General features: G+C 67.4%; 18 protein-coding genes. 13 read left to right on the top strand and 5 right to left on the bottom strand.

Going from position 1 to position 22,145, the window contains the following annotated elements; all coding sequences use genetic code 11:
• The first annotated feature begins 102 nt into the window (after nucleotides 1-102).
• Together LNV28_RS06705 and LNV28_RS06710 are read left to right on the top strand one after the other, a co-directional pair.
• Entirely contained in the window at nucleotides 103-1,455 is a 1,353-nt protein-coding gene (locus tag LNV28_RS06705) for an alanine racemase (protein WP_263515826.1), read from the top strand.
• 10 nt (nucleotides 1,456-1,465) lie between these two features.
• Complete coding sequence (locus LNV28_RS06710) at nucleotides 1,466-2,929, top strand: N-acyl-D-amino-acid deacylase family protein (RefSeq protein ID WP_263515825.1); 1,464 nt, start codon at nucleotides 1,466-1,468, stop codon at nucleotides 2,927-2,929.
• On the opposite strand, the gene LNV28_RS06715 is transcribed toward LNV28_RS06710, so the two are convergent.
• The 3 genes from LNV28_RS06715 to LNV28_RS06725 are packed head-to-tail and all read right to left on the bottom strand — an operon-like array spanning nucleotide 2,892 to nucleotide 5,774.
• Nucleotides 2,892-3,455 carry a GNAT family N-acetyltransferase gene (locus LNV28_RS06715; RefSeq protein WP_263515824.1) on the bottom strand — a complete coding sequence of 188 codons (564 nt, stop codon included), beginning with the start codon at nucleotides 3,453-3,455 and terminating at the stop codon, nucleotides 2,892-2,894. The genes LNV28_RS06710 and LNV28_RS06715 overlap by 38 nt on opposite strands.
• Nucleotides 3,456-3,459: 4 nt before the next feature.
• The gene (locus LNV28_RS06720) at nucleotides 3,460-4,422 is read right to left on the bottom strand and encodes a DMT family transporter (protein WP_263515823.1); all 963 of its coding nucleotides are present in this window, start codon (nucleotides 4,420-4,422) and stop codon (nucleotides 3,460-3,462) included.
• A gap of 38 nt (nucleotides 4,423-4,460) precedes the next feature.
• Complete coding sequence (locus tag LNV28_RS06725; protein ID WP_263515822.1) at nucleotides 4,461-5,774, bottom strand: DUF4397 domain-containing protein; 1,314 nt, start codon at nucleotides 5,772-5,774, stop codon at nucleotides 4,461-4,463.
• 252 nt (nucleotides 5,775-6,026) lie between these two features.
• On the opposite strand from LNV28_RS06725, the gene LNV28_RS06730 reads away from it, so the two are divergent.
• From LNV28_RS06730 to LNV28_RS06755, 6 genes are all read left to right on the top strand, one after another.
• Nucleotides 6,027-8,099, top strand: a complete 2,073-nt coding sequence (locus LNV28_RS06730) for an NADPH-dependent 2,4-dienoyl-CoA reductase (RefSeq protein WP_263515821.1) — start codon at nucleotides 6,027-6,029, stop codon at nucleotides 8,097-8,099.
• Between the two features lie 217 nt (nucleotides 8,100-8,316).
• Nucleotides 8,317-10,593, top strand: a complete 2,277-nt coding sequence (locus tag LNV28_RS06735; protein WP_263515820.1) for a putative bifunctional diguanylate cyclase/phosphodiesterase — start codon at nucleotides 8,317-8,319, stop codon at nucleotides 10,591-10,593.
• Nucleotides 10,594-10,656: 63 nt separating this feature from the next.
• Nucleotides 10,657-10,932, top strand: a complete 276-nt coding sequence (locus tag LNV28_RS06740; RefSeq protein ID WP_263515819.1) for a hypothetical protein — start codon at nucleotides 10,657-10,659, stop codon at nucleotides 10,930-10,932.
• Nucleotides 10,933-11,091: 159 nt separating this feature from the next.
• Complete coding sequence (locus LNV28_RS06745; RefSeq protein ID WP_263515818.1) at nucleotides 11,092-11,934, top strand: lectin; 843 nt, start codon at nucleotides 11,092-11,094, stop codon at nucleotides 11,932-11,934.
• A 109-nt stretch (nucleotides 11,935-12,043) separates the two neighbouring features.
• Complete coding sequence (gene ppk2, locus LNV28_RS06750; protein WP_411969924.1) at nucleotides 12,044-12,934, top strand: polyphosphate kinase 2; 891 nt, start codon at nucleotides 12,044-12,046, stop codon at nucleotides 12,932-12,934.
• A 21-nt stretch (nucleotides 12,935-12,955) separates the two neighbouring features.
• The gene (locus LNV28_RS06755) at nucleotides 12,956-13,627 is read left to right on the top strand and encodes a phosphatase PAP2 family protein (RefSeq protein ID WP_263515816.1); all 672 of its coding nucleotides are present in this window, start codon (nucleotides 12,956-12,958) and stop codon (nucleotides 13,625-13,627) included.
• A 28-nt stretch (nucleotides 13,628-13,655) separates the two neighbouring features.
• Here the strand turns inward: LNV28_RS06755 and LNV28_RS06760 are convergent, their stop codons facing one another.
• Complete coding sequence (locus LNV28_RS06760) at nucleotides 13,656-13,856, bottom strand: hypothetical protein (protein ID WP_263515815.1); 201 nt, start codon at nucleotides 13,854-13,856, stop codon at nucleotides 13,656-13,658.
• Nucleotides 13,857-14,142: 286 nt separating this feature from the next.
• Between LNV28_RS06760 and LNV28_RS06765 the strand changes: the two genes are divergently transcribed.
• The 4 genes from LNV28_RS06765 to LNV28_RS06780 are packed head-to-tail and all read left to right on the top strand — an operon-like array spanning nucleotide 14,143 to nucleotide 17,872.
• Nucleotides 14,143-15,105 (top strand): polysaccharide deacetylase family protein, encoded by a 963-nt coding sequence (locus LNV28_RS06765; RefSeq protein WP_263568755.1) that lies wholly within the window; start codon nucleotides 14,143-14,145, stop codon nucleotides 15,103-15,105.
• Nucleotides 15,102-16,040: a GNAT family N-acetyltransferase gene (locus LNV28_RS06770; protein WP_263515813.1), complete on the top strand. Its 939-nt coding sequence runs from the start codon at nucleotides 15,102-15,104 to the stop codon at nucleotides 16,038-16,040. Before LNV28_RS06765 ends, LNV28_RS06770 begins: the two co-directional genes overlap by 4 nt.
• Before the next feature lie 51 nt (nucleotides 16,041-16,091).
• Nucleotides 16,092-17,201: a GNAT family N-acetyltransferase gene (locus tag LNV28_RS06775; protein ID WP_263515812.1), complete on the top strand. Its 1,110-nt coding sequence runs from the start codon at nucleotides 16,092-16,094 to the stop codon at nucleotides 17,199-17,201.
• Nucleotides 17,202-17,215: 14 nt separating this feature from the next.
• On the top strand, nucleotides 17,216-17,872 hold the full coding sequence (locus LNV28_RS06780) for a GNAT family N-acetyltransferase (protein WP_263515811.1): 657 nt from the start codon (nucleotides 17,216-17,218) through the stop codon (nucleotides 17,870-17,872).
• Between the two features lie 17 nt (nucleotides 17,873-17,889).
• On the opposite strand, the gene LNV28_RS06785 is transcribed toward LNV28_RS06780, so the two are convergent.
• On the bottom strand, nucleotides 17,890-18,363 hold the full coding sequence (locus tag LNV28_RS06785; protein WP_263515810.1) for an Lrp/AsnC ligand binding domain-containing protein: 474 nt from the start codon (nucleotides 18,361-18,363) through the stop codon (nucleotides 17,890-17,892).
• 103 nt (nucleotides 18,364-18,466) lie between these two features.
• Here LNV28_RS06785 and LNV28_RS06790 point away from each other — a divergent pair, with 103 nt between their 5' ends.
• Nucleotides 18,467-22,075 (top strand): L-glutamate gamma-semialdehyde dehydrogenase, encoded by a 3,609-nt coding sequence (locus tag LNV28_RS06790; RefSeq protein WP_411969911.1) that lies wholly within the window; start codon nucleotides 18,467-18,469, stop codon nucleotides 22,073-22,075.
• Nucleotides 22,076-22,145: the final 70 nt, after the last annotated feature.

The following is a 22,145-nucleotide window of genomic DNA, read 5'->3' on the forward strand; positions in this document are numbered from 1 at the left end:
GGCCGCGCACGAGCTCTTGGGCGGCCCTGGCCCGGGCGATGTGGCGCTTCTTAAGCTGGCCTTGAGATGGGCCGGCTGCGTCGGCAGCGATGATGATGGCGCATGGACACGACGCATTCCCCCGCTACCCCTCCCATCCCTCCGCAGCCCGAGCTGCTGGGCCCCTGGCTCAAGGGCTTTCCGCCCCTCCAGGCGCCCCTGCCCCTGAGCGCGCTGGCCGCCCAGGGCTGGCGGGCGCTGGGCCCCGAGATGCCCATGCCTCTGGCCTTGCTGCGGCGCGAGGCCCTGGCGCACAACATCGCCTGGATGCAGCGTTTCGCGGCCCAGCGCGGCCTGAGTCTGGCGCCGCATGGCAAGACCACCATGAGCCCGCAGCTCTTCCGCCGCCAGCTCGATGCCGGCGCCTGGGGTCTGAGTTTTGCCAATGTGCAGCAGCTGCGTATCGGTGTGCAGGCCGGCGGCGTGCGCCGCGCATTGATCGCCAACCAACTGCTCGGTGAGGCCGAGCTGGGCCTGCTGGCCGAGCTGTTGCGCCAGACCCCGGGCCTGCGCGTGGCCAGCTTTGTGGATTCGCCCGCCCAGTGTCAGCTGCTGCAGGCCTGGCAGGCGCGTCAGGGCCCCGGCGCGCCGGCGCTGGAGCTGCTCCTGGAGCTGGGCTCAGAGGGCGGCCGCTGCGGTGTGCGTGATGCGGAGTCGGCCCTGGCCCTGGCTCGCCAGGTGCGCGCGGCACCGGGCCTGCGCCTGGTCGGCCTGGCCTTTTACGAGGGCCTGGGTGCACGCGGCGAGGACGAGGCCGACCGAGCCTGGATGGCAGGATGGACGCAGCGGGCCCATGCCTTGCTGGCCGCTTGCGAGGCCGAGGATTTGTTCGAGCTGGCCGAGGGCCAGGAACTCTTGATCTCGGCCGGTGGCTCGGCGCTCTTTGATCTGGTCTGCGGCGCGCTGCGCCCGCGAAGCCGCCACCGCTGGCGCGGCCTGCTGCGCTCGGGCTGCTACATCACCCACGACCATGGTTTGTACAAGCGCCTGGTCGATGTGGCCGCGCCGCGCATCGCGGCCGAGGGTTTGTCGGAAGCCGGCGAGCCCGGCCTGCAAGGCGCGCTGGAGGTCTGGTGCCAGGTCTTGTCCTGTCCCGAGCCGGGCCTGGCCCTGCTGGGCGCGGGCCGGCGCGATCTTTCGTACGACCAGGGCATGCCCACGCCCATCGGCTGGGCACCGCTGGGGCAGTTGCAGTTTGGCCCGGCACCGGCCGGCTGGCGCATAGCGGCCATGAACGACCAGCACGCTTACCTGCGTTGGGATGCGCAGGATCCGGCCATCGCGGTGCCCGCCGTGGGCGACCGGGTCGGCCTGGGCATTTCCCACCCCTGCACCACCTTCGACAAATGGAACTGGCTGCCCATCGTCGAGGGCGAGGACTACCGCATCGTCGATGCGGTGTTGACGCATTTCTGAGGCAGGCACCATGCAGCTGCTGCGCGGCGCGCTGATCGTTGACGGCGTTCTGACCCCGGCCTGGACCGGCGACCTGCTGTTCGACGCCAGCGGTATCCTCGAGATAGGCCCGGATCTTTCCGGCCGGGTCGGAACGCATGTGCCGCGCCGCGATTGCCAGGGCCTGGCCCTGGCCCCGGGCTTCATCGATGTGCACACCCACGACGATGCCGCCCTCTTGCTGGACCCGGCCATGAGGCCCAAGCTCAGCCAGGGCGTCACCACTGTGGTGGTGGGCAACTGCGGCATTTCGCTGGTGCCGCTGCGCCTGGCGCCCGATCAGGCGCTGCCGCCGCCGCTGAACCTGCTGCCCGCTGAGGCCTACCGTTACGCGCGCTTTGCCGACTACCGAGCGGCGCTGGAGGCCGCACAGCCGGCCGTCAATGTGCTGGCCCTGGTGGGCCACACGGCCTTGCGCGCGGCCTGCATGCCCGAGCTGGACCGCCCGGCCCAGCCCAAGGAGCTGGCCGCCATGTGCGCGCTGCTGGATCAGGCTCTGGCCGAGGGCGCCGGCGGCCTGTCCTCGGGCACCTTCTACGCTCCAGCCGCCGCCGCGCCGTCCGAGGAGCTGCTGGCCCTGGCGCGGGTGGCCGCGCGCCACAGCGGCCGCATCTACGCCACCCATCTGCGCGACGAGATGGCCGGCGTGCTGGCTGCCATCAAGGAGGCGGCCGATACCGCCCACCAGGCCGGCCTGCCGCTGCAGATCTCGCACCACAAATGCGCCGGCCACCGGCAATGGGGCCGCGCCATCGAGACCTTGGCCTTGATCGAACGCTTGGCGCTGCGCCAGGATCTGGGCCTCGATGTCTACCCCTATCTGGCCGGCTCCACCGTGCTGCGCGAGGATCTGGTGGATGGCCACACGCCAATCCGCCTGACCTGGTCGGAGCCGCACCCGGAGCGCAGCGGCCAGTGGCTGGCCGAGGTGGCGTCGGAATGGGGCGTCACGGAAGTGGAAGCCTGCCGTCGCCTGCAGCCGGGCGGGGCCTGCTATTTCCAGATGTGCGAGGACGATGTCGATCGCATCCTCGCTCACCCGCTGGCCATGATCGGCTCCGACGGCCTGCCGCACGACCGCCAGCCCCACCCGCGGCTCTGGGGCGCGTTCCCCCGCGTGTTGGCCCATTACAGCCGCGAGCGTGGCCTGCTGAGCCTGGAGCGCGCGGTGCACAAGATGAGCGGCCAGAGCGCTCAGCGCTTCGGCCTGCTGCACGAGCGCGGCCAGTTGCGGCCGGGCGCGGCGGCCGATCTGCTGCTCTTCGACCCGGCTGCCGTGCAGGACGTGGCCGACTATGGCGAGCCCTGCCGACCGGCCCGTGGCATCGAAGCCGTCTGGGTCAATGGCCGGCTGGCGCTGGAGGGCGGCGCAGGTTTGGCGCGCGCCGGGCGGGTGCTCAGTCCCCGTGCGGGCGCAGGCGCAGGCTCATGCTGAGCTCACCGAGGCGCTGGCCATCGATGCGAAACAGATCGGCCCGCTCGCCGCAGATGACGAAGCCCATGCGCAGGTAGAGGCGCTGGGCGCTGGGATTGCTGCTCAGCACCTGCAGATCGATCCATTCCAGGCCTTCTTGCTGGCGGGCCCAGTCGTGCGCATGCGCAATCAGGGCCTGGCCCAGGCCCTGGCGGCGCGCGCTGGCATGCACGCCCATGCCCAGCTGGGCGCGGTGCTCGGCATGGGGCAGGGGGTAAGCACGCAAGTCGACATGGCCGAGGATGGCGCGGTCGGCCGTGCTGCGTGCCAGCCAGGCGCGGCGCCAGCCCGTCTGGCCCAGGGCGATGCTCAGGCCGCGCTCGAAGGCGGCAGCGCGTTCAGGCGGGAACTCGGCCTGGCCGCGCGGCTGGGGCTGGAAATAGCCAGTCTCGGGCCCGCCGTTTTCGGCCAGATGCGCGTTCAGGTAGGCCAGAAACTCGGGGAACTGCTCGGCGCTCAGCGCCTCGATCCGGTAGTCGACCTGCATGGCTTCAGCCTCCCTGGACGGTGCCGGATTCAATGGGCGCGGCGGGCCGCGCCTGGCCGGCGAACTGGGCCAGGGCCACGCCGCCCAGGGCCAAGGCGGCACCGCCAAGCTTGACGGCACCAAAGGTTTCGCCGGTGCTCACCCAGGCGGCCAGGCCGGCAATCGGCGGCATCAGGTAGATCAAGGGGGCGGTCCGGGCCACGCCGCGCTGGGCGTTGACCCAACCCCAGGCCAGCCAGGTCAGGAAACCGATCACGACGATGGCCCAGAGCGCACCCAGCCAGATCCAGGGGCTGAGCGCGGCCCAGTCCACGCGCAAGGCTGCCGGCGTGGCGTAGGCCAGCACCGGCACGGTGGCGGCCAGCGAGGCATAACACATCACCAGCACGGCACCGTGGCGCTCGATCAGGGGCTTGGCGGCCACGGTGTAGTAGCTGAACAGGGCGGCGGCCGTCAGCAGCACCAGGTCGCCGCCGCCGGCGCGCCAGTTGGCGGCCAGCAGCTTGTCGGACATGAAAAGCAGGGCGCCCGCAGCGGCCACGGCCATGCCCAGCAGCTGCGGCCGGCGCAGGCGCTCCAGGCCCCAGGCGCGCAGGATCAGCAGCGTGAACACCGGCCCGCAGGCCAGCAGCACCGAGCTGGAAAACGGCGTGGAGAAATGGATGCCGTAGCTGGACATGGCCAGGTGCAGGCCCTGGCCCAGAAAGCCCAGGCGCAGCAGCGCCCAGGCGTCGGCGCGCGAGACCCGCGGCCAGCGCAGGCCATGCTGTTGCAGCAGCAGGCCGGTCACCAACACAGGCATCAGCGCAAAGCGCAGGAACAGAAAACCCTCCGGGCCCATGGCCGTGAGCAGGGTCTTCTGCAGCGGGAAGTTCAGGCCCCAGGCCAGGATGACGGCCAGGCCGGCCCAGAGGCTGAGGCGGTGGGGGGCGGAGGGCGAAGAAGAAGTCTGCGAAGGCGAGGGCATGGCCGGCATCTTGCCAGCCCTGCGCCTCGCTTTGCGTTTTAGCGGTCGTCGCGCACCAATTGGCCGATCGGCGCCGTCGGGTCGCCCATCATGAACAGGCTGAACACCGCGCTGGTCGGCACGATCAGGCTGGCATTGCTGTAGATGGCGGTGCTGGAGGCGGGTGAGTTGACGGTCAGCAGGGAGGCGGTGGCGCTGGCGTTGACCACGGCGGCGCTGGAGCTGCTGCCAGGCGTGACGTTGCTGGCGATGCTGCTGTAGTCCATGGCCATGCCCAGGCCGGTGGCGGCGCCCGAAAGGCCGTTGATCAGGCGGATCTTGGCGGTGCCGCTGGCGGTGGGCAGGCGGTTGTCATCGCTGAGCACGCTGAGCTGCGGGCTGGCAGCCGTGCCCCAGACCAACAAGGTGTAGTCGCCACCGGCCTTGAGCGTGGGGTTGCTGGTGTTCAGCGCGATGCCGTTGACGCGCAGGTCCAGCACCGGGGCGCCGGCGTCCACCGTGGTGTAAGCGCCGATCTGCGGCGCCAGGGTGGAGGGCAGCACGCTCAGGCCGCCGATGCTGGCATTGACGGACGCCGCATTGGCCGAGGACAGCGTGGCGGCCACGCGCACCCGGGCTTTGGCGGTGGGCAGATTGCTGACGGTGCTTTGCTGCTTGAGCACCATGCCGTTGACCAGGCGGCCGCCCGAGGTGGCGGTGGCGATCAGGGTGGCGACGCCAGTGGAGTCGAGCGTGACGCTGGGCAGGTCAAGGCGGATGTCGCTGGGCTTGCCGGTGCCGGTCAGGGTGATGCGGAAGGTGCCGGCGTTCAGGCTGTTGTAGCCGCTGCCGGTGCCGCCGGCGATGGCGCTGGCCACGGGGGTGGCGGTCTCCAGGCTGTCGCTGTTGTTGGCGGTGGTGATGTAGACATCGAGCGCGCCGGCGTCGGGCGCCAGGTTCAGCACCAGCAGCTTGGTCTTGTTGGCGTCAGCAGCGGCCTCAACCTCCTGCAGCAGGCTGTTGCGCACGGCGCCGCCCCAGCCGTAGGCAATGATGGTGTAGTGGCTGTCGGCAGCGAGCGTGGGCGTGAGGTTGGCCACGGTGGCGCCGACGCCGCTGGTCAAGATCTGGGTGCTGGTGGCGCTGGTGTCGACGCTGGCATAGCTGCCCACGCTGCCGTAGGCCACGCCGGTGTTGGTGGCGGCGCTGTTGACGCTCAGGTCCAGAGAGCTGTAGCCGACGCTGGCATTGAGCAGACGGACTTGGGTGCTGCTGCTGCTGCCTCCGCTGCCGCCGCAGGCGCTCAGGAGGGTGGCGGCGCACAGGGCCAGGCAGCTCAGGCTTGCTGAGCCCCAAATTTGCTTGAATCGCATCGAGAAAAACTCCGGAAAAAAATGGAACAGGGGTCGGGGCAGGGCGTACCGGCGCGATTGGGCGGGCCGCGTGTTGCTCGGCCGTGTGGCGAGGTGTCGCTGCGGTGAACTTGTGTTGCTGGACCGGTTCTTTACATTTGGGGGCAGCTCTCCAAAGCCCCGCCCGCTGGCGCGCACCGCAGGGGTGCGCTGCTAGCATCGCCCGCAGCCTTTTGCCCTGCCACCGAATGCCAACTTCAGCGAGCCGCCGCCATGAACTACCCGCACCTGCTTGAACCGCTGGACCTGGGCTTCACCACGCTGAAGAACCGCGTGCTGATGGGCAGCATGCACACCGGCCTGGAAGATGGCCGCAAGCATTTCGACCGCATGGCCGCCTACTTCGCCGAGCGCGCGCGCGGCGAGGTGGGCCTGATGGTGACCGGCGGCTATGCGCCGAATATCGAGGGCTGGACCAAGCCTTTCGCCGGCACCCTGGCCACCAGCGGCGCGGCGCGCCGCCACCGGGTGGTGACGGAGGCCGTGCATGCCGAAGGCGGCAAGATCGCGCTGCAGATCCTGCACACCGGCCGCTATGGCTATTCGCCGCTGTGTGTGGCGCCCTCGCGCATCCAGTCGCCGATCACGCCCTTCACGCCGCGCGAGCTCTCGGCCCGCGGCATCGAGCGGCAGATCCGCGCCTTCATCCGCTGCGCCAAGCTGGCCCGCGAAGCCGGCTACGACGGTGTCGAGGTCATGGGCTCCGAGGGCTATCTGATCAACCAGTTCCTGGTCACCCACACCAACCACCGCCAGGACGAGTGGGGTGGCAGCTACGCCAATCGGATGCGCTTCGCGCTCGAGATCCTCACCCGCATGCGCGAGGCCGTGGGCCCCGACTTCATCATCATCTACCGCCTGTCCATGCTGGACCTGATCCCCGATGGCAGCAGCTGGGACGAGGTGCTGCAGCTGGCGCGCGGTGTGGTCAAGGCCGGCGCCACCTTGATCAACACCGGCATCGGCTGGCATGAGGCGCGCGTGCCCACCATCGCCACCTCGGTGCCGCGCGCGGCTTTTGCCGGCGTGACCGCCCAGCTGCGCGCGGCCCTGCGTGCCGAGGGCATCACGACACCGGTGATCACCAGCAACCGCATCAACATGCCCGAGGTGGCCGAGAACCTGCTGGCCGAGGGCGCGGCCGATATGGTCAGCATGGCCCGGCCCTTCCTGGCCGACCCGGCTTTTGTGAAGAAGGCGCGCGAGGGCCGTGCCGACGAGATCAACACCTGCATCGCCTGCAACCAGGCCTGCCTGGACCATGCCTTCCAGCAGAAGATCGCCTCCTGCCTGGTCAACCCGCGCGCCTGCCATGAGCAGGAGCTGCCCATCATCCCGATTGCCGCGCTGAAGGCGCCGCGCAAGAAGCTGGCCGTGGTCGGCGCTGGTCCTTCGGGCATGGCGGCTGCCACCACCTTGGCCGAGCGCGGCCATGAGGTCCATCTCTTCGACGCCGCGGCGCAGATTGGTGGCCAGTTCACCATGGCCAGCCGCATCCCGGGCAAGGAAGAGTTCCGTGAGACCCTGCGCTATTTCGCGCGCCGCATCGAGCTGACCGGCGTGCAGCTGCATTTGAACCGTCGCGTCGATGCCGACGCGCTGCTGGGCTTTGACGAGGTGCTGCTGGCCACCGGCGTGACGCCGCGTGACCCGCGCATCAAGGGGCAGGCGGAAGGTCAGGCACGGGGTCAGGTCTTGACTTACATCGATGTGCTGCGTCACAAGAAGCCGGTCGGTGCGCGCGTGGCCATCGTTGGCGCCGGCGGCATCGGCTTCGATGTGGCCGAGTACCTGGCCGAAGCGGGCGCCGAGGACGGCCACTCGCTGACCCTGGACCTGCCGGCCTGGCAGCGCGAATGGGGCGTGGGCGACCCGCAGCTGCTGCGTGCCGGTTATGTGCGGCCCGAGCCGGCCGCGCCGGCCCGCGCCATCACCTTGCTGCAGCGCCGCGCCGGCAAGCCTGGCGCCGGCCTGGGCAAGACCACGGGCTGGATCCACCGCGCCGCGCTGAAGATGAAGCAGGTGGAGATGCTGTCCGGCGTCAACTACGAGGCCATCACGCCTGAGGGCCTGTGGGTCAGCTACGGCGAGAAGCATGCCGACAGCGAGCTGATCGCCTGCGACAGCATCATCCTGTGCGCCGGCCAGGAGCCACTGCGCGAGCTGGAAGCACCGCTGCGTGCGGCAGGCGCCCGCGTCCATGTGATCGGCGGCGCCCTCGAGGCCGGCGAATTGGATGCAAAGCGTGCAATCTTGCAGGGAACCCGGCTCGCAGCGACCCTGTAAACCCTAGCCACCCTCAAGCCCGCCACGGACACTACCGAAACGGCGAGAACGAGGGGTCACCTGTGGTGCGGGGTGGCGTCGGATCGACAAAACACAACAGGCGAAACGCAGCGCTCGGGCCATGAACCCGGTGGCGCCCAGCGAGTCCTGACCGACGAGACGGGTTTCAGGAATGAGCGAAATTTTCAATCGCTGGTGGCTTCGGCTGCCGGCTGGGATGTCCCTGCTGCTGGGCTGCGCGCCGGCGGCCTGGGCACAGGCACCCGCGGGCGGCGGCGATGTGATCGCGCTGGACCTGCGCAGCCCGATGCTCTGGCTCAGCGTCTTCGGCCTGCTCGGCGCCCTCGGCCTGGGCCTGGTTCTGGGCTTGGTGCAGTACCAGCGTTTGCGCCTGAGACAACGCCGCGCTGAGCTGCTGCTGGTGCGGCGCGAGCGCACCAAGCTGAGCGCCTTGCTCAATGCCATTCCCGACCCGGTCTATTTCAAGGACGCCAGTGGCGCCTACGAGGGCTGCAACCCGGCCTTCGAGCAATGCACGGGCTTGCGCGAGGCCGATCTGATCGGCCGCCGCGACGAGCAGCTGGCCGATCGCCCGGCCTGGAGCCAGGCCCTGGGTCTCGCCGCTGCCGAGCAGCGCGGGCCGCAGCGCACCTTGAGCTGGCTGAGCCAGGCGGACGGCAGCCGGGCCTGCCTGGACGTGGTGCAGGCGCCGGTGTTCGACGAGGGCTTGTGCCTGGGCCAGGTCGGCGTGGCGCGTGATGTGACGGCGCTGCGTGAGGCCATGAGCCAGCTGCACCGCGCGGTGACCGTGTTCGAGCATTGCGGCGAAGGCATCATGGTGATGGACGCCGACCTGCGCATCCGCGACGTCAACCCGGCCCTGTGCGCCATCACCGGCTACAGCTGCGAGGAGCTGGAAGGCAGCATGCCCCACTACCTGCGCTTGAGCGAGCAGGACCCCGATTTCCTCGAGAGCCTCTGGGCCGAGGTGGCCGCCCATGGCAAATGGAGCGGCGAGCTGACCGACCGCCACAAGAACGGCGAGACCGTGCCGCTCTGGGCCACCATCGTCAAAGTGCCGCCGGCCGAGGCCCATGGCGAGCCGCACTACCTGTCGGTGCTGACCGACATCTCGCGCATCAAGCAGACCGAAGCCGAGCTGCTGCACCAGAAGCTGCACGACCGCCTGACCGGCCTGCCGAATCTGGCCTTGCTGCGCGACCGCATCGAGCGCCAGGTCGGCCTGGCCCAGCGCGACCACACCTGCGTGGCCGTGCTCTACATCGACCTCGACGGCTTCCGGGACGTCAACGACATCGCCGGCCATGCCGCCGGCGACGCGGTGCTCAAGGAGACCGCCGCCCGCTTTATCAATGTGGTGCGCGCCAGCGATTCGGTGGCCCGGGTGGGCGCGGACGAGTTCGTGGTCGTGCTGTCCGGCCTGGTGGACGAAGAAACCTCTATGCGCCTGGGCGAGCGCCTGATCGACGCCATGCGCGAACCCATCCTGATGGGCGACAAGAGCTTCACGCTCGGCGCCAGCATCGGCCTGGCCCTGTTCCCGGCCGATGGCGTCAGCGTGGACGAGCTGCTGCGCAATGCCGAGGCGGCCATGTGCCGGGCCAAGGCCCATGCCCGCAACACCGTGCAGGCCTACCGGCCCGAGCTGACCCAGGCGGTGCAGCAGCGCTTTGAGCTGACCCATGCGCTGCGCCACGCCAATGAGGCCGCGCAGTTCCGCCTCGAATACCAACCCCAGGTGCGCCTGTCCGACGGTGCCCTGATCGGCGCCGAGGCCTTGCTGCGCTGGCGCCACCCGACCCGCGGGCCGATCTCTCCGGCCGAGTTCATCCCCCTGGCCGAGGACACCGGCCTGATCATCCCGATCGGCCGCTGGGTGCTGGAAACCGCCTGCGCCCAAGCCGCGCGCTGGCAGGGCCAGCCGGGCAAGCCGCAGCAGGTGGCCGTCAATGTGTCGGCGCGCCAGCTGCGCCAGCCCGATTTCATCGAGACCGTGGACTTCATCCTGGCCGAGACCGGCTGCCCGGCCCATGCCCTGGAGCTGGAGGTGACCGAAAGCCTGCTGTTGGAGGACGCCGAGGCCGCCATCGAGCTGCTGGGTGCGCTGACCGCGCGCGGCGTGCGCGTGGCCATCGACGACTTCGGCACCGGCTATTCCTCGCTGTCCTATCTGCGCCGCATGCCGGTGCGCACGCTCAAGATCGACCGTAGTTTCGTCTCCGAGCTGGGCCAGGACGCCCATGTGGCGGCGATCGCCCGCACCGTCATCGTGCTCGCGCGCAGCCTCAACCTCGATGTGCTGGCCGAGGGCGTGGAAACCGCCGAGCAAGCCGCCTGGCTGCAGCGCGAGGGCTGCGACTGGGCCCAGGGCTGGCATTTCGGCCGCCCCATGCCGGCCGAGGACTTCGTGCTGACGCCGCATGCCTTGCCGGTCGGTCCGCGGCGCACGCTACGGCATTTGCAGCTGGCTTGAGGGTGGGTGCAGGGCCCTGAGCCTGTAGTTTGCAAGGTAGCTGCGTGCTGCGCGGGAGCTTCCGTGAAGTTCAATTTCGATCTGGTGACCCTGGTCCTGCTGATGGTCTATTCCATCCAGGTCCTCGTGCCCAGAATCATCCGGAGCAAGCATTGGCTGCCTTGGATGCTGGCATTGATACTGATGTTCGGCGTCCGCGGGCTGCTGCTCAATCCATTTGAGATGTCGGACGCAGAAAAGCTCACCCGAGGCTGTTCGAACGGGCTCACGGCTCTTGCACTCGGTGCCTTGGTGACGTGGTGGAACCGCAGAAAGCAGCGGCCACCGGATTCGTCTTGATTGAGGGTGTGAGGCATGGCACCCGTGTTGGTGTGCGCGTCAGGCCGGATTTGCCATGGGTGCGACTGAGGTCCGGGCCGGGTTGGGCACGCAGCTTCGCTGCGTTACGCTTGAGGGCCAGGCGGCCGACATTGGCCGCGGCCCAGCCAAGGAGAAGCCATGACCCGCCCCTTTAACCGTCTTGTCTGCAGTCTGAGCGCGCTGGCGCTCTCGCTCGCACCGGCCACGTCGGCCCTGGCCGCCGAGCCTGCCAATCGCGGCGTCGAGCTCAAGACTGTGGAGCTGCGCTCCCATGGCCGCTATGAGACTCTGCGCTTGGATGATCAGGTCCTGGATGTCGAGCTGGACCAGCAACTGAGCGGCGCCTGCCGCTTCAACCGCAGCTGGGGTTTTGACCTGGGCAAGCGCGAGCTCTGGGTCAATGACGGCTGCGCCGGCCGCTTCAAGCTGTTTGGCGCGGCCGCCAACGGCGAGGATGGCAACAAGGAGTCCTCGGGCGTCAGCACCGGCGCCGTGGTGGCCGGCGTGGCGGCGGTGGCCGCGATTGCCTTGCTGGCCTCCAAGTCCGGCAAGGACAAGGACAACAACAACAACAACGATGACTGGCAGGGCCCGGACCGCCCGCAATGGGGCGGCAGCCAGATCCGGGGCAAGAACGGCCTGTGTCTGGACATGGCCGGCCGGGTGCAGCAAGGCACGGCGGCCATCGTCTACAACTGCCATGGCGGCAACAATCAGCGCTTCAGCTGGAGCGGCCGAGGTGAGCTGCGTGTGGACGGCATGTGCCTCGATGTGGCAGACGGCAACCGCAACGACGGCGCGCGCGTGATTGCCTGGCCATGCAATGGTGGCGACAACCAGCGCTGGACCCGCAGCGGCAGCCAGATCCGCAGCCGCATGAATGGCAAGTGCCTGGACATCAAGGACGCCCGCGCCCAGCCCAACCAGCCGGTGCTGCTGTGGCGCTGCAACAGCGGCAGCAACCAGCGCTGGAGCTGGTGAGGTCACGCGCCTGTCACGCCGCGCTGGCAGTCTGCAGCGCTCAAATCCCTCTTTTTTTGAAGCCGACGCCATGAGCACGCCCACCCAGCCGCCCGCCGACCCTGCCGACATGATGCAGCGCATGCAGGCCGATTTGATCGACAGCTATGACGAAGAGCTGGAGATGGAGATCGACGACCGTGGCTTCGACGAAGACGCGGTTCGCAGCAGCTTCACGGCCGAGCAGCGCTTGCAGCGCCGCGCCTATTTCCAGGAGCTGTTCCGCCTGCAGGGCGAGCTGGTCAAGCTGCAGGACTGGGTGGTGGCGACCAAGCACAAGGCCGTGATCATCTTCGAAGGCCGCGATGCGGCGGGCAAGGGCGGCGTCATCAAGCGCATCACCCAGCGCCTGAATCCGCGCGTCTGCCGCGTGGCGGCCCTGCCGGCACCGAACGACCGCGAGCGCACGCAGTGGTACTTCCAGCGTTACATCTCGCACCTGCCGGCTGGCGGTGAACTGGTGCTGTTTGACCGCAGCTGGTACAACCGCGCCGGCGTCGAGCGGGTGATGGGCTTTTGCAGCGACGACGAGTACGAAGAGTTCTTCCGCTCGGTGCCCGAGTTCGAAAAGATGCTGGTGCGCGCCGGCATCCAGGTCATCAAGTACTGGTTCTCGATCTCCGACGAGGAGCAGCACACCCGCTTCCTGGGCCGCATCCACGACCCGCTCAAGCAGTGGAAGCTCAGCCCCATGGACCTGGAGTCGCGCCGCCGCTGGGAGGACTACACCAAGGCCAAGGAAGTGATGATGGAGCGCACCCACATCAATGAGGCGCCCTGGTGGGTGGTGCAGGCCGACGACAAGAAGAAGGCCCGCCTCAATTGCATGGCCCATCTGCTGGCGCAGATGCCGTATCACGAGGTGCCGCATGACCCGGTCATCCTGCCCTCGCGCGAGCGACATGAGGACTATGAACGGCAACCGGTGCCGCCGCAGATGGTGGTGCCCGAGTTGTACTGATTCACCGGCTAGCATGGCGGCATGTTGTCGTTTCCGCCTTTCTGGCCCTGGTTAACTCGCCTGGGCGAGGCTCAGTTTTTGCTCCCCCTGGCTTTGCTGGGCCTGTTTTGGGCCTGGCGCAGCGCGGGCGCGCGGGCTGCGCAGCGGGCCTGGGTGGCGCGCAGCCTGCTGCTCTTGGCCGCTGTCATCGCCGTGACGACTGCCAGCAAGCTGGCCTTCATGGGCTGGGGTTGGGGCTGGGCCCGTTTTGATTTCACCGGTTTTTCCGGCCACGCCATGTTCGCGGCCGCTGTCTTGCCTCTGTTGACCGGGCTGGCGCTGGCCGCCCATGGCCCATCGCATGAGCCGGGTCGGCCCGGGGCCGGGCGCGCTCGCGCCGGCATTGCCCTGGCCTATCTGCTGGCCGCCTTGATCGCGTATTCACGCCTCAAAGTTGGTGCCCACTCTGTCTCTGAGCTTGTGACCGGCTTTCTGCTCGGTGCCGCAGCCAGCGGGCTGAGTTTGTGGCTGGCGCCGCCTTTGCGCCGCCCTTTGCCGCGCAGCCTGCCGCTGGCTGCCCTTGCCGTGCTGCTCTTGCTGCCCGTGGCGGCACCCTTGTCGCGCAGTCATGATTGGGTGATCCACTGGGCGCTGCAGCTGTCCGGCCGCAGCCAGCCTTTCGATCGCTTGGAACTGCAGCGCGAACCCTCGTGATTGCCGTGCCTGCGGTTCGGCGCTGGCATCAGTGGCAGACCCGGCCCATCTGCAGTGCCTGGGCCCAGAGTTGCAGGAGGCAGGTATCGGTGTCTTCGGTCACCACCAGGCCCTGACTGAGCTCGTAGCTGGAGTCGAACCAGCCGCAGCCGCGATTGGCCTCCTCGGAGTCCGGCGCGGGCTGGGGCTTGCGAGGAGCGGTGGTGCTCGGCGTGGCTTGAATTCGCATGATGAGCTTCTCCAGTGGGATTGTTGCCGGTGCCGGCGGCCTGGTTTGGAGCCAGTGCGCGGCGTCTGGAACTCATATTCGGCGACACAAAGCGTGCTTCCCATCACACTTCGGGCCGTGAGATGGGGGAGTGAGGGGGGGCAGGCGAGGGCTGGCACCCGCATCCCCCCCAAGGTGGGGTGGCGCAAGGACCTCGCTTTCTGACCCGCAAGCAGGTGCCTTGGCCTCATAGAAAGTCAAGGCAAGTCGCGTATGCTCCCGCAGCGCGAAAGGGACGGATCAGCTGATGCTCAATGTTTTTTACACAGTCGACGTAGAAGTGTGGTGTGACGGTTGGAACGATATTGATTCCAAGTTTCCCGCTGCATTCCAGAGCTATATGTACGGGCCGACGGCTGCTGGGAATTTTGGTCTGCCCTTCCAGTTGAAACTGCTGAGCGACCATGGCCTGACCGGCGTGTTTTTTGTCGAGCCCCTATTCGCCGCGCGGTTCGGGATCGAGCCGCTGCGGGAAGTCGTTGGCCTGATTGAATCGGCCGGCCATGAAGTGCAATTGCACCTCCACACCGAATGGGTGGACGAAGGGCGGCCGACCATCCTTCCCAACAGCACGCACAAACGCCAGTACCTGCGGATGTTTGATCTGGCCGAGCAGACCCAGCTGATTGGTATCGGCATGGACTATCTGGCCCAGGCCGGCGCGCGGCGCCCCAATGCCTTCCGCGCCGGCAGCTTTGGCTTCAATCACCTGACCCTGCAAGCCTTGCAAGCCCAGGGTCTGAGCCACGACTCCAGCTACAACGCCACCATGTTCGGCCCCGACAGCGGTCTGGCGCCCGGAACTCTGCTGACCGATTGCTGCGCTTTTGAGGGGGTGCTGGAGCATCCCATGACGGTCTACGATGATGGCTTCGGTCGTCTGCGTCACACCCAGTTGACGGCCACCTCCAGCGCTGAAATGGAAGCGCTGTTGTGGCAGGCCCTGGAGCGCGGTCAGTCCGAGTTCGTCATCCTCTCGCACAACTTCGAATTGCTGAATCCGGCCAAGAACCGGGCCGATGCGGTGGTGGTGAAGCGCTTCGAAAAGCTGTGCCGCTTCATCAGCGACAATCGCGCGAATTTCAATATGTCGGGCTTTCATGGTTTGAATGCCCGGACGGTTCAAGCCCAACCCTTGCCCTTGGTTTCCACGCGTTGGAAAACCGGGATGCGAACGCTGGAACAAGCGTATCGCCGGAGATATCTGTGAATTCCTGGTTTGTCGCGCAGGTACCTTTCAAGTTTCAGCTGAGTGACTGGACTTGGTTTCGATTCAATTTGAATCTGCAGTGCACCCAGGTGCGTCTGTCGGACCCGGGCGAGCCGGTGCTGCAACCGGTCGCGCCGGACCGTGAATTGCCGGCCGACTGTGCCGGCTATTTGATTCGTTCATTGCCTGTGCAGGCCACCTTGCCGGTTCTGGGAAAGCAGGGTAACTATCTGGTGTATGTGCGCCAGCATTACCCGCGCTACTTCATCGATCTGAACCAGTCGTTTGACGGTTACAAGGCGAAGTTTTCGGCCAAGACGCGCTCGACCATCAACCGCAAGATCAAGAAGTTCGCCGAACACTGCGGGGGCAGCTTGGACTGGCGCCAATATACGCGCCCCGAGGAGATGGCCGAATTTCTGAAACTGGCGCGTCAGGTTTCGGCCCTGACCTATCAAGAGAAATTGCTCGATGCCGGTATTCCCAATTCAGAGGAGTTCACGGCTGAGGTGATGAAATTGGCAGCCCAGGATTTGGTGCGCGCCTATATCATTTTCCATGAGGGTAAGCCGATCTCTTACCTGTATTGCCCGATCGAAGAGGGTGTGCTGGTTTATTCCTATCTCGGCTATGACCCCGGTTATATGAAGTTGTCGGTGGGTACCGTGCTGCAATGGCAGGCCTTGGAAACAATATTCGCGGAGAACAAACACAAGTTCTTTGATTTCACCGAAGGTGAATCCGAGCACAAAAAGCTATTTGCCACCGGCCATCGGCAATGCGCCGATGTGTTTTTCATCCGCCGCAGCTTCGCCCATTGGGGATTGGTGCAAAGCCACCGGACTTTCAATTCGGCCGTCGAGAAATTCGGCGAGTTTCTCGAGCGCCACAATTTGAAGACACGCATTCGCCAATGGATGCGTTTCGGCGCCTGAGTTGGTTTCGCAGCCGGCGCGCTTGGTCTTGATTCTTGAGTCGGAAGTGACATGAATACATCGGAGGGTCGTGCGCTCATCAGCGACGAGGAGCTGTCTCAAGCCGGGGCCGGTGGCTGGCCGATACATCAGTTCAAGGATCAGGCTTTTTGCAGCCCCAAGAGCTTGCGCGCCTGGGCGCAGGCCTTTTTGCCCGGGCGCGGCTGGAGTGGCCCGCTGTGCCATGTGGTGAGCCGTGAGCACGGCGCCATCCAGGCCTTTGTGCCTTTCGCCCAGCAGAAGATCGCGCTGTTTTCCATCCACTCGCTGGCGGGCTATTACTGGCCATTCCGAACCTTGTTTGTAGCGGCGCAGAAAGCGCCGGGCTTGGCAGCCGCCGAGGCGCTGGGGCGTGAGCTGGCACGCCGCCCGCCGGGCGCCGTGCTGCGCTTCGGGCCAGTGTCCAGCCGCGATGCCGCCTTGCATGCCGTCCTGCGCGAGCTGACTCGCCAGGGCTGGCGCTATCTGTGCCGGGAAACCGGTGCGGTCTTCGAGCTGGATCTGTCGCAAGGCATGGAAGGGCTCAAGCCCAAGTTCAGCAACTCGCTGATCAAGAACATCGAGTATTCGCGTCGGCGCTTGGGCAAGACGGTGGGCGAGGTGAGCGTGGAGCGTCATGTGATGGGCCGCTCGCTGGACATCCTTGACACCCTGGCCGGCATCGAGTCGCAATCCTGGCTGGCCAAGAAGGGCGGTGAACTGAAGTTCATCGGCCCGGCCAACCAGCGTTTCTGGGCGCTGATGGGTGAGCAACCCGATGGCCACTCGGAGGCGGTGTTCTGGGTGCTGCGCTGCAGCGGCCAGCCGGTGGCGTTCTCGGCGCATCTGGAAACCGAGACCGCGGTCTACATCATCGCCAACTCCTACGACGAGCAATGGAAGAGCCACAGCCCCGGCTCCATCCTCACCTTTGACGTGCTGCAGGACGCTGTCGCGCGCGGCAAGCGCTTGCTGGACTGGGGCCAGGGCGATTCGGGCTACAAGCAGCGCTGGGGTGCGCAGGACGCGTCCTTGCTGCATGACGTGATGGTGTTCAAGCCGGGTCTGATCGGTGGTCTGCTGGCCTGGGTGGCCAAGAAGGCCCTGCCGTCCTGGACCGCCCGCCTGGATTCCTTGGCCTGAGCGGGCGCCACCGCATGAATCAACGCCTGTCTTTCCTGCTCGGCCCTGGTGGCCTTACGGCCTCGGCATTCTTCGGCTTCAAGCTGCTCAGCGGGCTTGAGGTCTTTCGCTTCGCCAGCAAGGTTTTGCCGGCTGCGGCGGCCCCGGTATTGCCGGAGGGCTGGGCCTATCAGTGTCTGTCCAGCCTGGCTGACCTGGCGCGCTTGCCGGCCGGCACGGCCACGCAGATCGCCGCTCAGTCGGGGGCTGAGCCCGAGCGCCTGCTGCAGCGCGGCTGCAGCATCCATGTCTTGCGCTGCGGTGAGGCGGTGGTGGCCCAACTCAATATCGAAACTGGCCCGGCCTGCGAGGTTGACGATCCCAAGCTGGCTTTGCATCTGTCTGCGGGCGACGGTTTCCTCGGTTTTCTCTACACCTGGCCCGAGTTCCGCCGCCGTGGCGCGGCGCAGCTGCTGATCGCCGCCACCGAGCAGGGCATGCGTGAGCAGGGCCTGCAGCGCTTGGTCACGCATGTGCGGGCCACCAACGTGCCCTCCATGGCCGTGTTCAAGAACCTGGGCTGCCGCTTCAGCGCTGTCGTGTTCAGCAAGACTTCGGGTGCCTTGGTTGGATCCTTGGGCATGCGTCGCTTGGGCTTGCGCGCCTTGCCGGCCTCACAAGTCCAAACCTGACACCGTCGCTTGCCCCTTCAGAACGGCAACGCCGTCGTGTTCTTCACCTCTTCCATCACCGCGTAAGTCCGCGTCTCGCGCACACCGGGCAGGGTCCAGATGACGCTGCCGATGAACTCGCGGTAGGCGCCCATATCGGACACGCGGGTCTTGAGCAGGTAATCGAAACCGCCGGCCACCAGATGGCATTCCAGGATCTCCGGCCGGGCCTGGACGGCGGCCTTGAAGTTGTCCATCACGTCCTGTACCGTGCGGTCGAGCAGGATTTCGATGAAGACCAGCATGGCCGCGCCCAGCTTTTCCGGGTTCAGTCGTGCTTCGTAGCCCAGGATGTAGCCCTCGCGGGTCAGGCGCTTGACGCGCTCGAGCACGGCGGTGGGGGAGAGGTGCACGGCCTCGGCCAGCTTCAGATTGGAGATGCGGCCGTCGGTCTGCAGCACACGCAGGATGCGGGCATCGGTCTTGTCCAGGGTGGGGGTGTCGCTGCTCATGCTGAATTTTCGACTAGGGGAGTGCTGATGTTCTGAATTTAATTCAGGGCCAGCACACATAAAGTTCGACGCTTCGCTAGTTTCGCCCATTACGAGGTTTTCCATGACCGCTTTCGCCCTGCTGCCCGAAGCCGCCCGCCTGCCCGACCCCTATCGCGACGAGATCGGCGTGGTCAACACGCTGGCTCAGAGCCTGGGCGCTGGCCTGAATTGGCCCGCCGTCATCGAGCAAGCCCGCCCCTGGGTGGAGCAGGTGCGCGCCAACCCCGCGCCCTTCTGGGCCATGGAATCGCTGCTGCGCGAATACCCCATCACCAGCTCCGAAGGCCTGGCCCTGATGCGCCTGGCGGAGGCCCTGCTGCGCGTGCCCGACGCCCCCACCGCCATCGCCCTGACGGCCGACCAGCTGGGCCGCGGCCAGTTTGACGGCGGCTCGGACGGCCCGCACAAGCTCTGGTCCAGCCTCTCGGCCTCGGCCATCTCCCTGTCCAAGAAGTTCCTGCCCGATGCCGAAGGCCAGGGCGGCTTGCTGACCCGCTTGGGCGCGCAAACCGTGGTGGGCGCCACGGTGCGCGCCATCCAGCTCTTGGGCCGACAGTTCGTGCTGGGCCGCAATATCGGCGAAGCCATGGACGAGGCCAGCTCGGCACGCAAGGCCCAGCCCATGCTGCGCTTCAGCTACGACATGCTGGGTGAGGGCGCCCGCACCGAGGCCGATGCGCGCCGCTATCAGGCCGCCTACGTTGGCGCCATCAAGGCCATTGCCGCCGGCGCCAAGGCCGATTCGCCGGAAGCGGCGGACGGCATCTCGATCAAGCTCAGCGCCCTGTTCTCGCGCTATGAAGTGCTGCAACGCGAGCGCGTGTTCGCCGAGCTGCTGCCGCGCGTCTGGGAGCTGATCACCCTGGCCGCGCAGGCCAATATCAACCTGACCATCGACGCCGAGGAGGTGGACCGCCTCGAACTCTCGCTCGATGTGCTGGACGCCCTGGCCGCCCGCATCGCCAGCCATTACCCGCAGTGGCGCGGCTTCGGCCTGGCCGTGCAGGCCTACCAGACCCGCGCTCTGGCCGTCATCCACGAGGTGGCTGCCATCGCCAAGAAGCACCATCTGCGCTTCATGGTGCGCCTGGTCAAGGGCGCGTATTGGGACGGCGAAATCAAGCGCGCCCAGGAGCTGGGCCTGGCCGCCTACCCCGTGTTCACGCACAAGCAGCACACCGATGTGTCCTATCTGGCGTGCGCCCAGGCCTTGATCGAACACGCCGATGTGATCTACCCGCAGTTCGCCAGCCACAACGCCGGCACCATCGCCGCCATCGTGCAGATGGCCACCTCGGCCAATGCCAAGTTCGAAATGCAGCGCCTGCACGGCATGGGCGAAGGCGTGTACCGTGAGGTGCTCAAGGCCGGCACGATTCCCTGCCGCGTCTACGCTCCGGTCGGCGAACACCGCGACCTGCTCGCCTATCTGGTGCGCCGCCTGCTTGAAAACGGCGCCAACTCGTCCTTCGTTCACCAGCTGGCCGATGTCAACGTGCAGGTGCCCGAGCTGCTCGGCTCGCCGGTCGAGCAAGTTCAGCCCTACAGCGCCCTGCCGCTGCCGCGCTCGCTCTATCAAGACCCCAAGGGCGAAGGCCGCGCCAACTCCACCGGCGCCGACCTGACCGATCTGGCCCAGCGCCAGGCCTACCTCGACGCCTTGGCCCGCAGCGAGATCAAGCCCGTGCCCGAAGCCACGGCCGAGCAGGTCAGCGAGGCCATGGTCCGCTTGCAAGCCGGCTTCACGCCCTGGAACACCACACCCGCTCATGAGCGCGCCGACATCCTGCGTCGCGCCGCCGATTTGCTGGACGGCCGCATCCACGAGTTCTGTGCCCTGCTGGTCAAGGAAGCCTACAAGACCCAAGGCGACTGCGTGGCCGAAGTCCGCGAAGCCGTCGACTTTCTGCGCTACTACGCCGACCAGGCGGAACTCGACGGCCCGCGTATGCAAGGCCGTGGCGTCTTCGTCTGCATCAGCCCCTGGAACTTTCCCCTGGCCATCTTTGCCGGCCAGGTCGTCGCCGCCCTGGTGACGGGCAATACCGTGGCCGCCAAGCCCGCTGAACAAACGCCTTTTGTGGCCCAGCAGTTCGTCGAGCTGCTCTACGCCGCCGGCCTGCCGCAGACGGCGCTGCAGCTGCTGCACGGCCCGGGTGAAACCGTCGGCGCCGGCCTGGTGGCGGCGCCGCAGACCGCCGGCGTCTGCTTCACCGGCTCCACGCAAGTGGCGCAGATCATCAACCGCAGCCTGGCCGCCAAGGACGGCGCGGTCGTGCCCCTGATCGCCGAGACCGGCGGCTTGAATGCCATGGTGGTCGACTCGACCGCCCTGCCCGAGCAAGTGGTCGATGCCGTCGTGCAATCGGCCTTCCGCTCGGCCGGCCAGCGTTGCTCGGCCCTGCGCCTGCTGTGCGTGCACGAGAGCATTGCCGACGGCGTGATCGAGATGCTCAAGGGCGCGTTGCAAGAGCTGTGGGTCGGCCGCCCGGCCGAGCTGGCCACCGATGTCGGCCCGGTCATCGACGACGAGGCCTTCGACAACATCGCCAAGAACGTCGCCCGCCTCAAGCGCGAGGCGAAACTGATCGCCGAAGCGCCGGTGCATGACGCCCTGCCGCGCCTGATCCAGCCCGTGGCCTTCGAGATTGCCTCGATCGGCAGCCTGCGCCAGGAAATCTTCGGCCCGGTGCTGCATGTGGTGCGCTGGGGCGGCGATGTCGACGCGGTGGTCGAGCAGATCAACGCGCTCGGCTATGGCCTGACCCTGGGCATCCAGACCCGCATCGACAGCCGCGCCCTGCGCCTGGCCGAGTTGGCCCGCATCGGTAACGTCTACGTCAACCGCAATGTCATCGGCGCCGTGGTCGGCGTCCAGCCCTTCGGCGGCGAAGGCATGTCCGGCACCGGCCCCAAGGCCGGCGGCCCGAACTACCTCTACCGCTTCTGCGCTCTGCCGCATGTGGTGGCGCCTGCCGCAGGTGCCGGCTTGAAGCCCGAGGCCGCCGCTACGGCCGGCTTGGCCGCCACCGTGGCCGCCCTGGCTGCGGGCCACGAGGCCTGGGCCTCACGCCCGCTGGCCGAGCGTGCGACAGTGCTGCGCCGTGCCTTCGAAGGCCAGGCCGGTGGCCTGTCTGTCAATGCTCGCTTGAGCCTGGCCGAGCGCGTGCTGGCCGACCTGCGCCTGCCCGGCCCCACTGGCGAGAGCAATGAGCTGCGTCTGCATGCCCGCGGCGTGCTGCTGCTGCTGGCGCAGTCCGCTGCTCTGCCCGAGCTGGCCCTGAGCCTGGCCGCGGCCCTGGTGGCCGGTAACAGCGTGGCCCTGCTCTGCGATGCGCCGGCCGAGGCTGAGCTGGTGCAAGCCCGGCTGCGTGCCGCCGGTCTGCCGGCCGAGGCCTTGCTGATCCTGCCTCAGGCAGGCAGCGCCACGGTGGCTGCTTTGCTCGACGACGAGCGCGTCGCCGGCGTGGTGCTGGCCGCACCCGACCGCCCGGCCGAGCGCGCCTTGCTGCGCCAGCTGGCCGCCGGTGACGCCGCCATCCGCCCCCTGATCACTGCGCAGGAGGTGCATGACCCGCTGCAGCAATACCGCTTCAGCGCCGAGCAGACCTTGACCATCAACACCGCGGCCGCTGGCGGCAACGCGGCACTGCTGGCCGGCCTGCACTGAGGTCTTAACCCGGATATTTCACGAGGTCGGCCCTGGCTGTTCCGCAGCGCCGATGAGCACGACATGCTCT

It is taken from the genome of Paucibacter sp. DJ2R-2 (assembly GCF_025717675.1).
Lineage (GTDB): Bacteria > Pseudomonadota > Gammaproteobacteria > Burkholderiales > Burkholderiaceae_C > Paucibacter_A.

Excerpts from the sequence above, each read along its gene's own strand:
- LNV28_RS06715 (WP_263515824.1), bottom strand. The coding sequence starts at position 3,455 with ATGCAGGTCGACTACCGGATCGAGGCGCTGAGCGCCGAGCAGTTCCCC.
- LNV28_RS06725 (WP_263515822.1), bottom strand. The coding sequence starts at position 5,774 with ATGCGATTCAAGCAAATTTGGGGCTCAGCAAGCCTGAGCTGCCTGGCC.
- ppk2 (WP_411969924.1), top strand. The coding sequence starts at position 12,044 with ATGATGCAGCGCATGCAGGCCGATTTGATCGACAGCTATGACGAAGAG.
- LNV28_RS06720 (WP_263515823.1), bottom strand. The coding sequence starts at position 4,422 with ATGCCCTCGCCTTCGCAGACTTCTTCTTCGCCCTCCGCCCCCCACCGC.
- LNV28_RS06730 (WP_263515821.1), top strand. The coding sequence starts at position 6,027 with ATGAACTACCCGCACCTGCTTGAACCGCTGGACCTGGGCTTCACCACG.
- LNV28_RS06705 (WP_263515826.1), top strand. The coding sequence starts at position 103 with ATGGACACGACGCATTCCCCCGCTACCCCTCCCATCCCTCCGCAGCCC.
- LNV28_RS06775 (WP_263515812.1), top strand. The coding sequence starts at position 16,092 with ATGAATACATCGGAGGGTCGTGCGCTCATCAGCGACGAGGAGCTGTCT.
- LNV28_RS06760 (WP_263515815.1), bottom strand. The coding sequence starts at position 13,856 with ATGCGAATTCAAGCCACGCCGAGCACCACCGCTCCTCGCAAGCCCCAG.
- LNV28_RS06755 (WP_263515816.1), top strand. The coding sequence starts at position 12,956 with ATGTTGTCGTTTCCGCCTTTCTGGCCCTGGTTAACTCGCCTGGGCGAG.
- LNV28_RS06735 (WP_263515820.1), top strand. The coding sequence starts at position 8,317 with ATGTCCCTGCTGCTGGGCTGCGCGCCGGCGGCCTGGGCACAGGCACCC.
- LNV28_RS06785 (WP_263515810.1), bottom strand. The coding sequence starts at position 18,363 with ATGAGCAGCGACACCCCCACCCTGGACAAGACCGATGCCCGCATCCTG.
- LNV28_RS06765 (WP_263568755.1), top strand. The coding sequence starts at position 14,143 with ATGCTCAATGTTTTTTACACAGTCGACGTAGAAGTGTGGTGTGACGGT.
- LNV28_RS06780 (WP_263515811.1), top strand. The coding sequence starts at position 17,216 with ATGAATCAACGCCTGTCTTTCCTGCTCGGCCCTGGTGGCCTTACGGCC.
- LNV28_RS06710 (WP_263515825.1), top strand. The coding sequence starts at position 1,466 with ATGCAGCTGCTGCGCGGCGCGCTGATCGTTGACGGCGTTCTGACCCCG.
- LNV28_RS06790 (WP_411969911.1), top strand. The coding sequence starts at position 18,467 with ATGACCGCTTTCGCCCTGCTGCCCGAAGCCGCCCGCCTGCCCGACCCC.
- LNV28_RS06745 (WP_263515818.1), top strand. The coding sequence starts at position 11,092 with ATGACCCGCCCCTTTAACCGTCTTGTCTGCAGTCTGAGCGCGCTGGCG.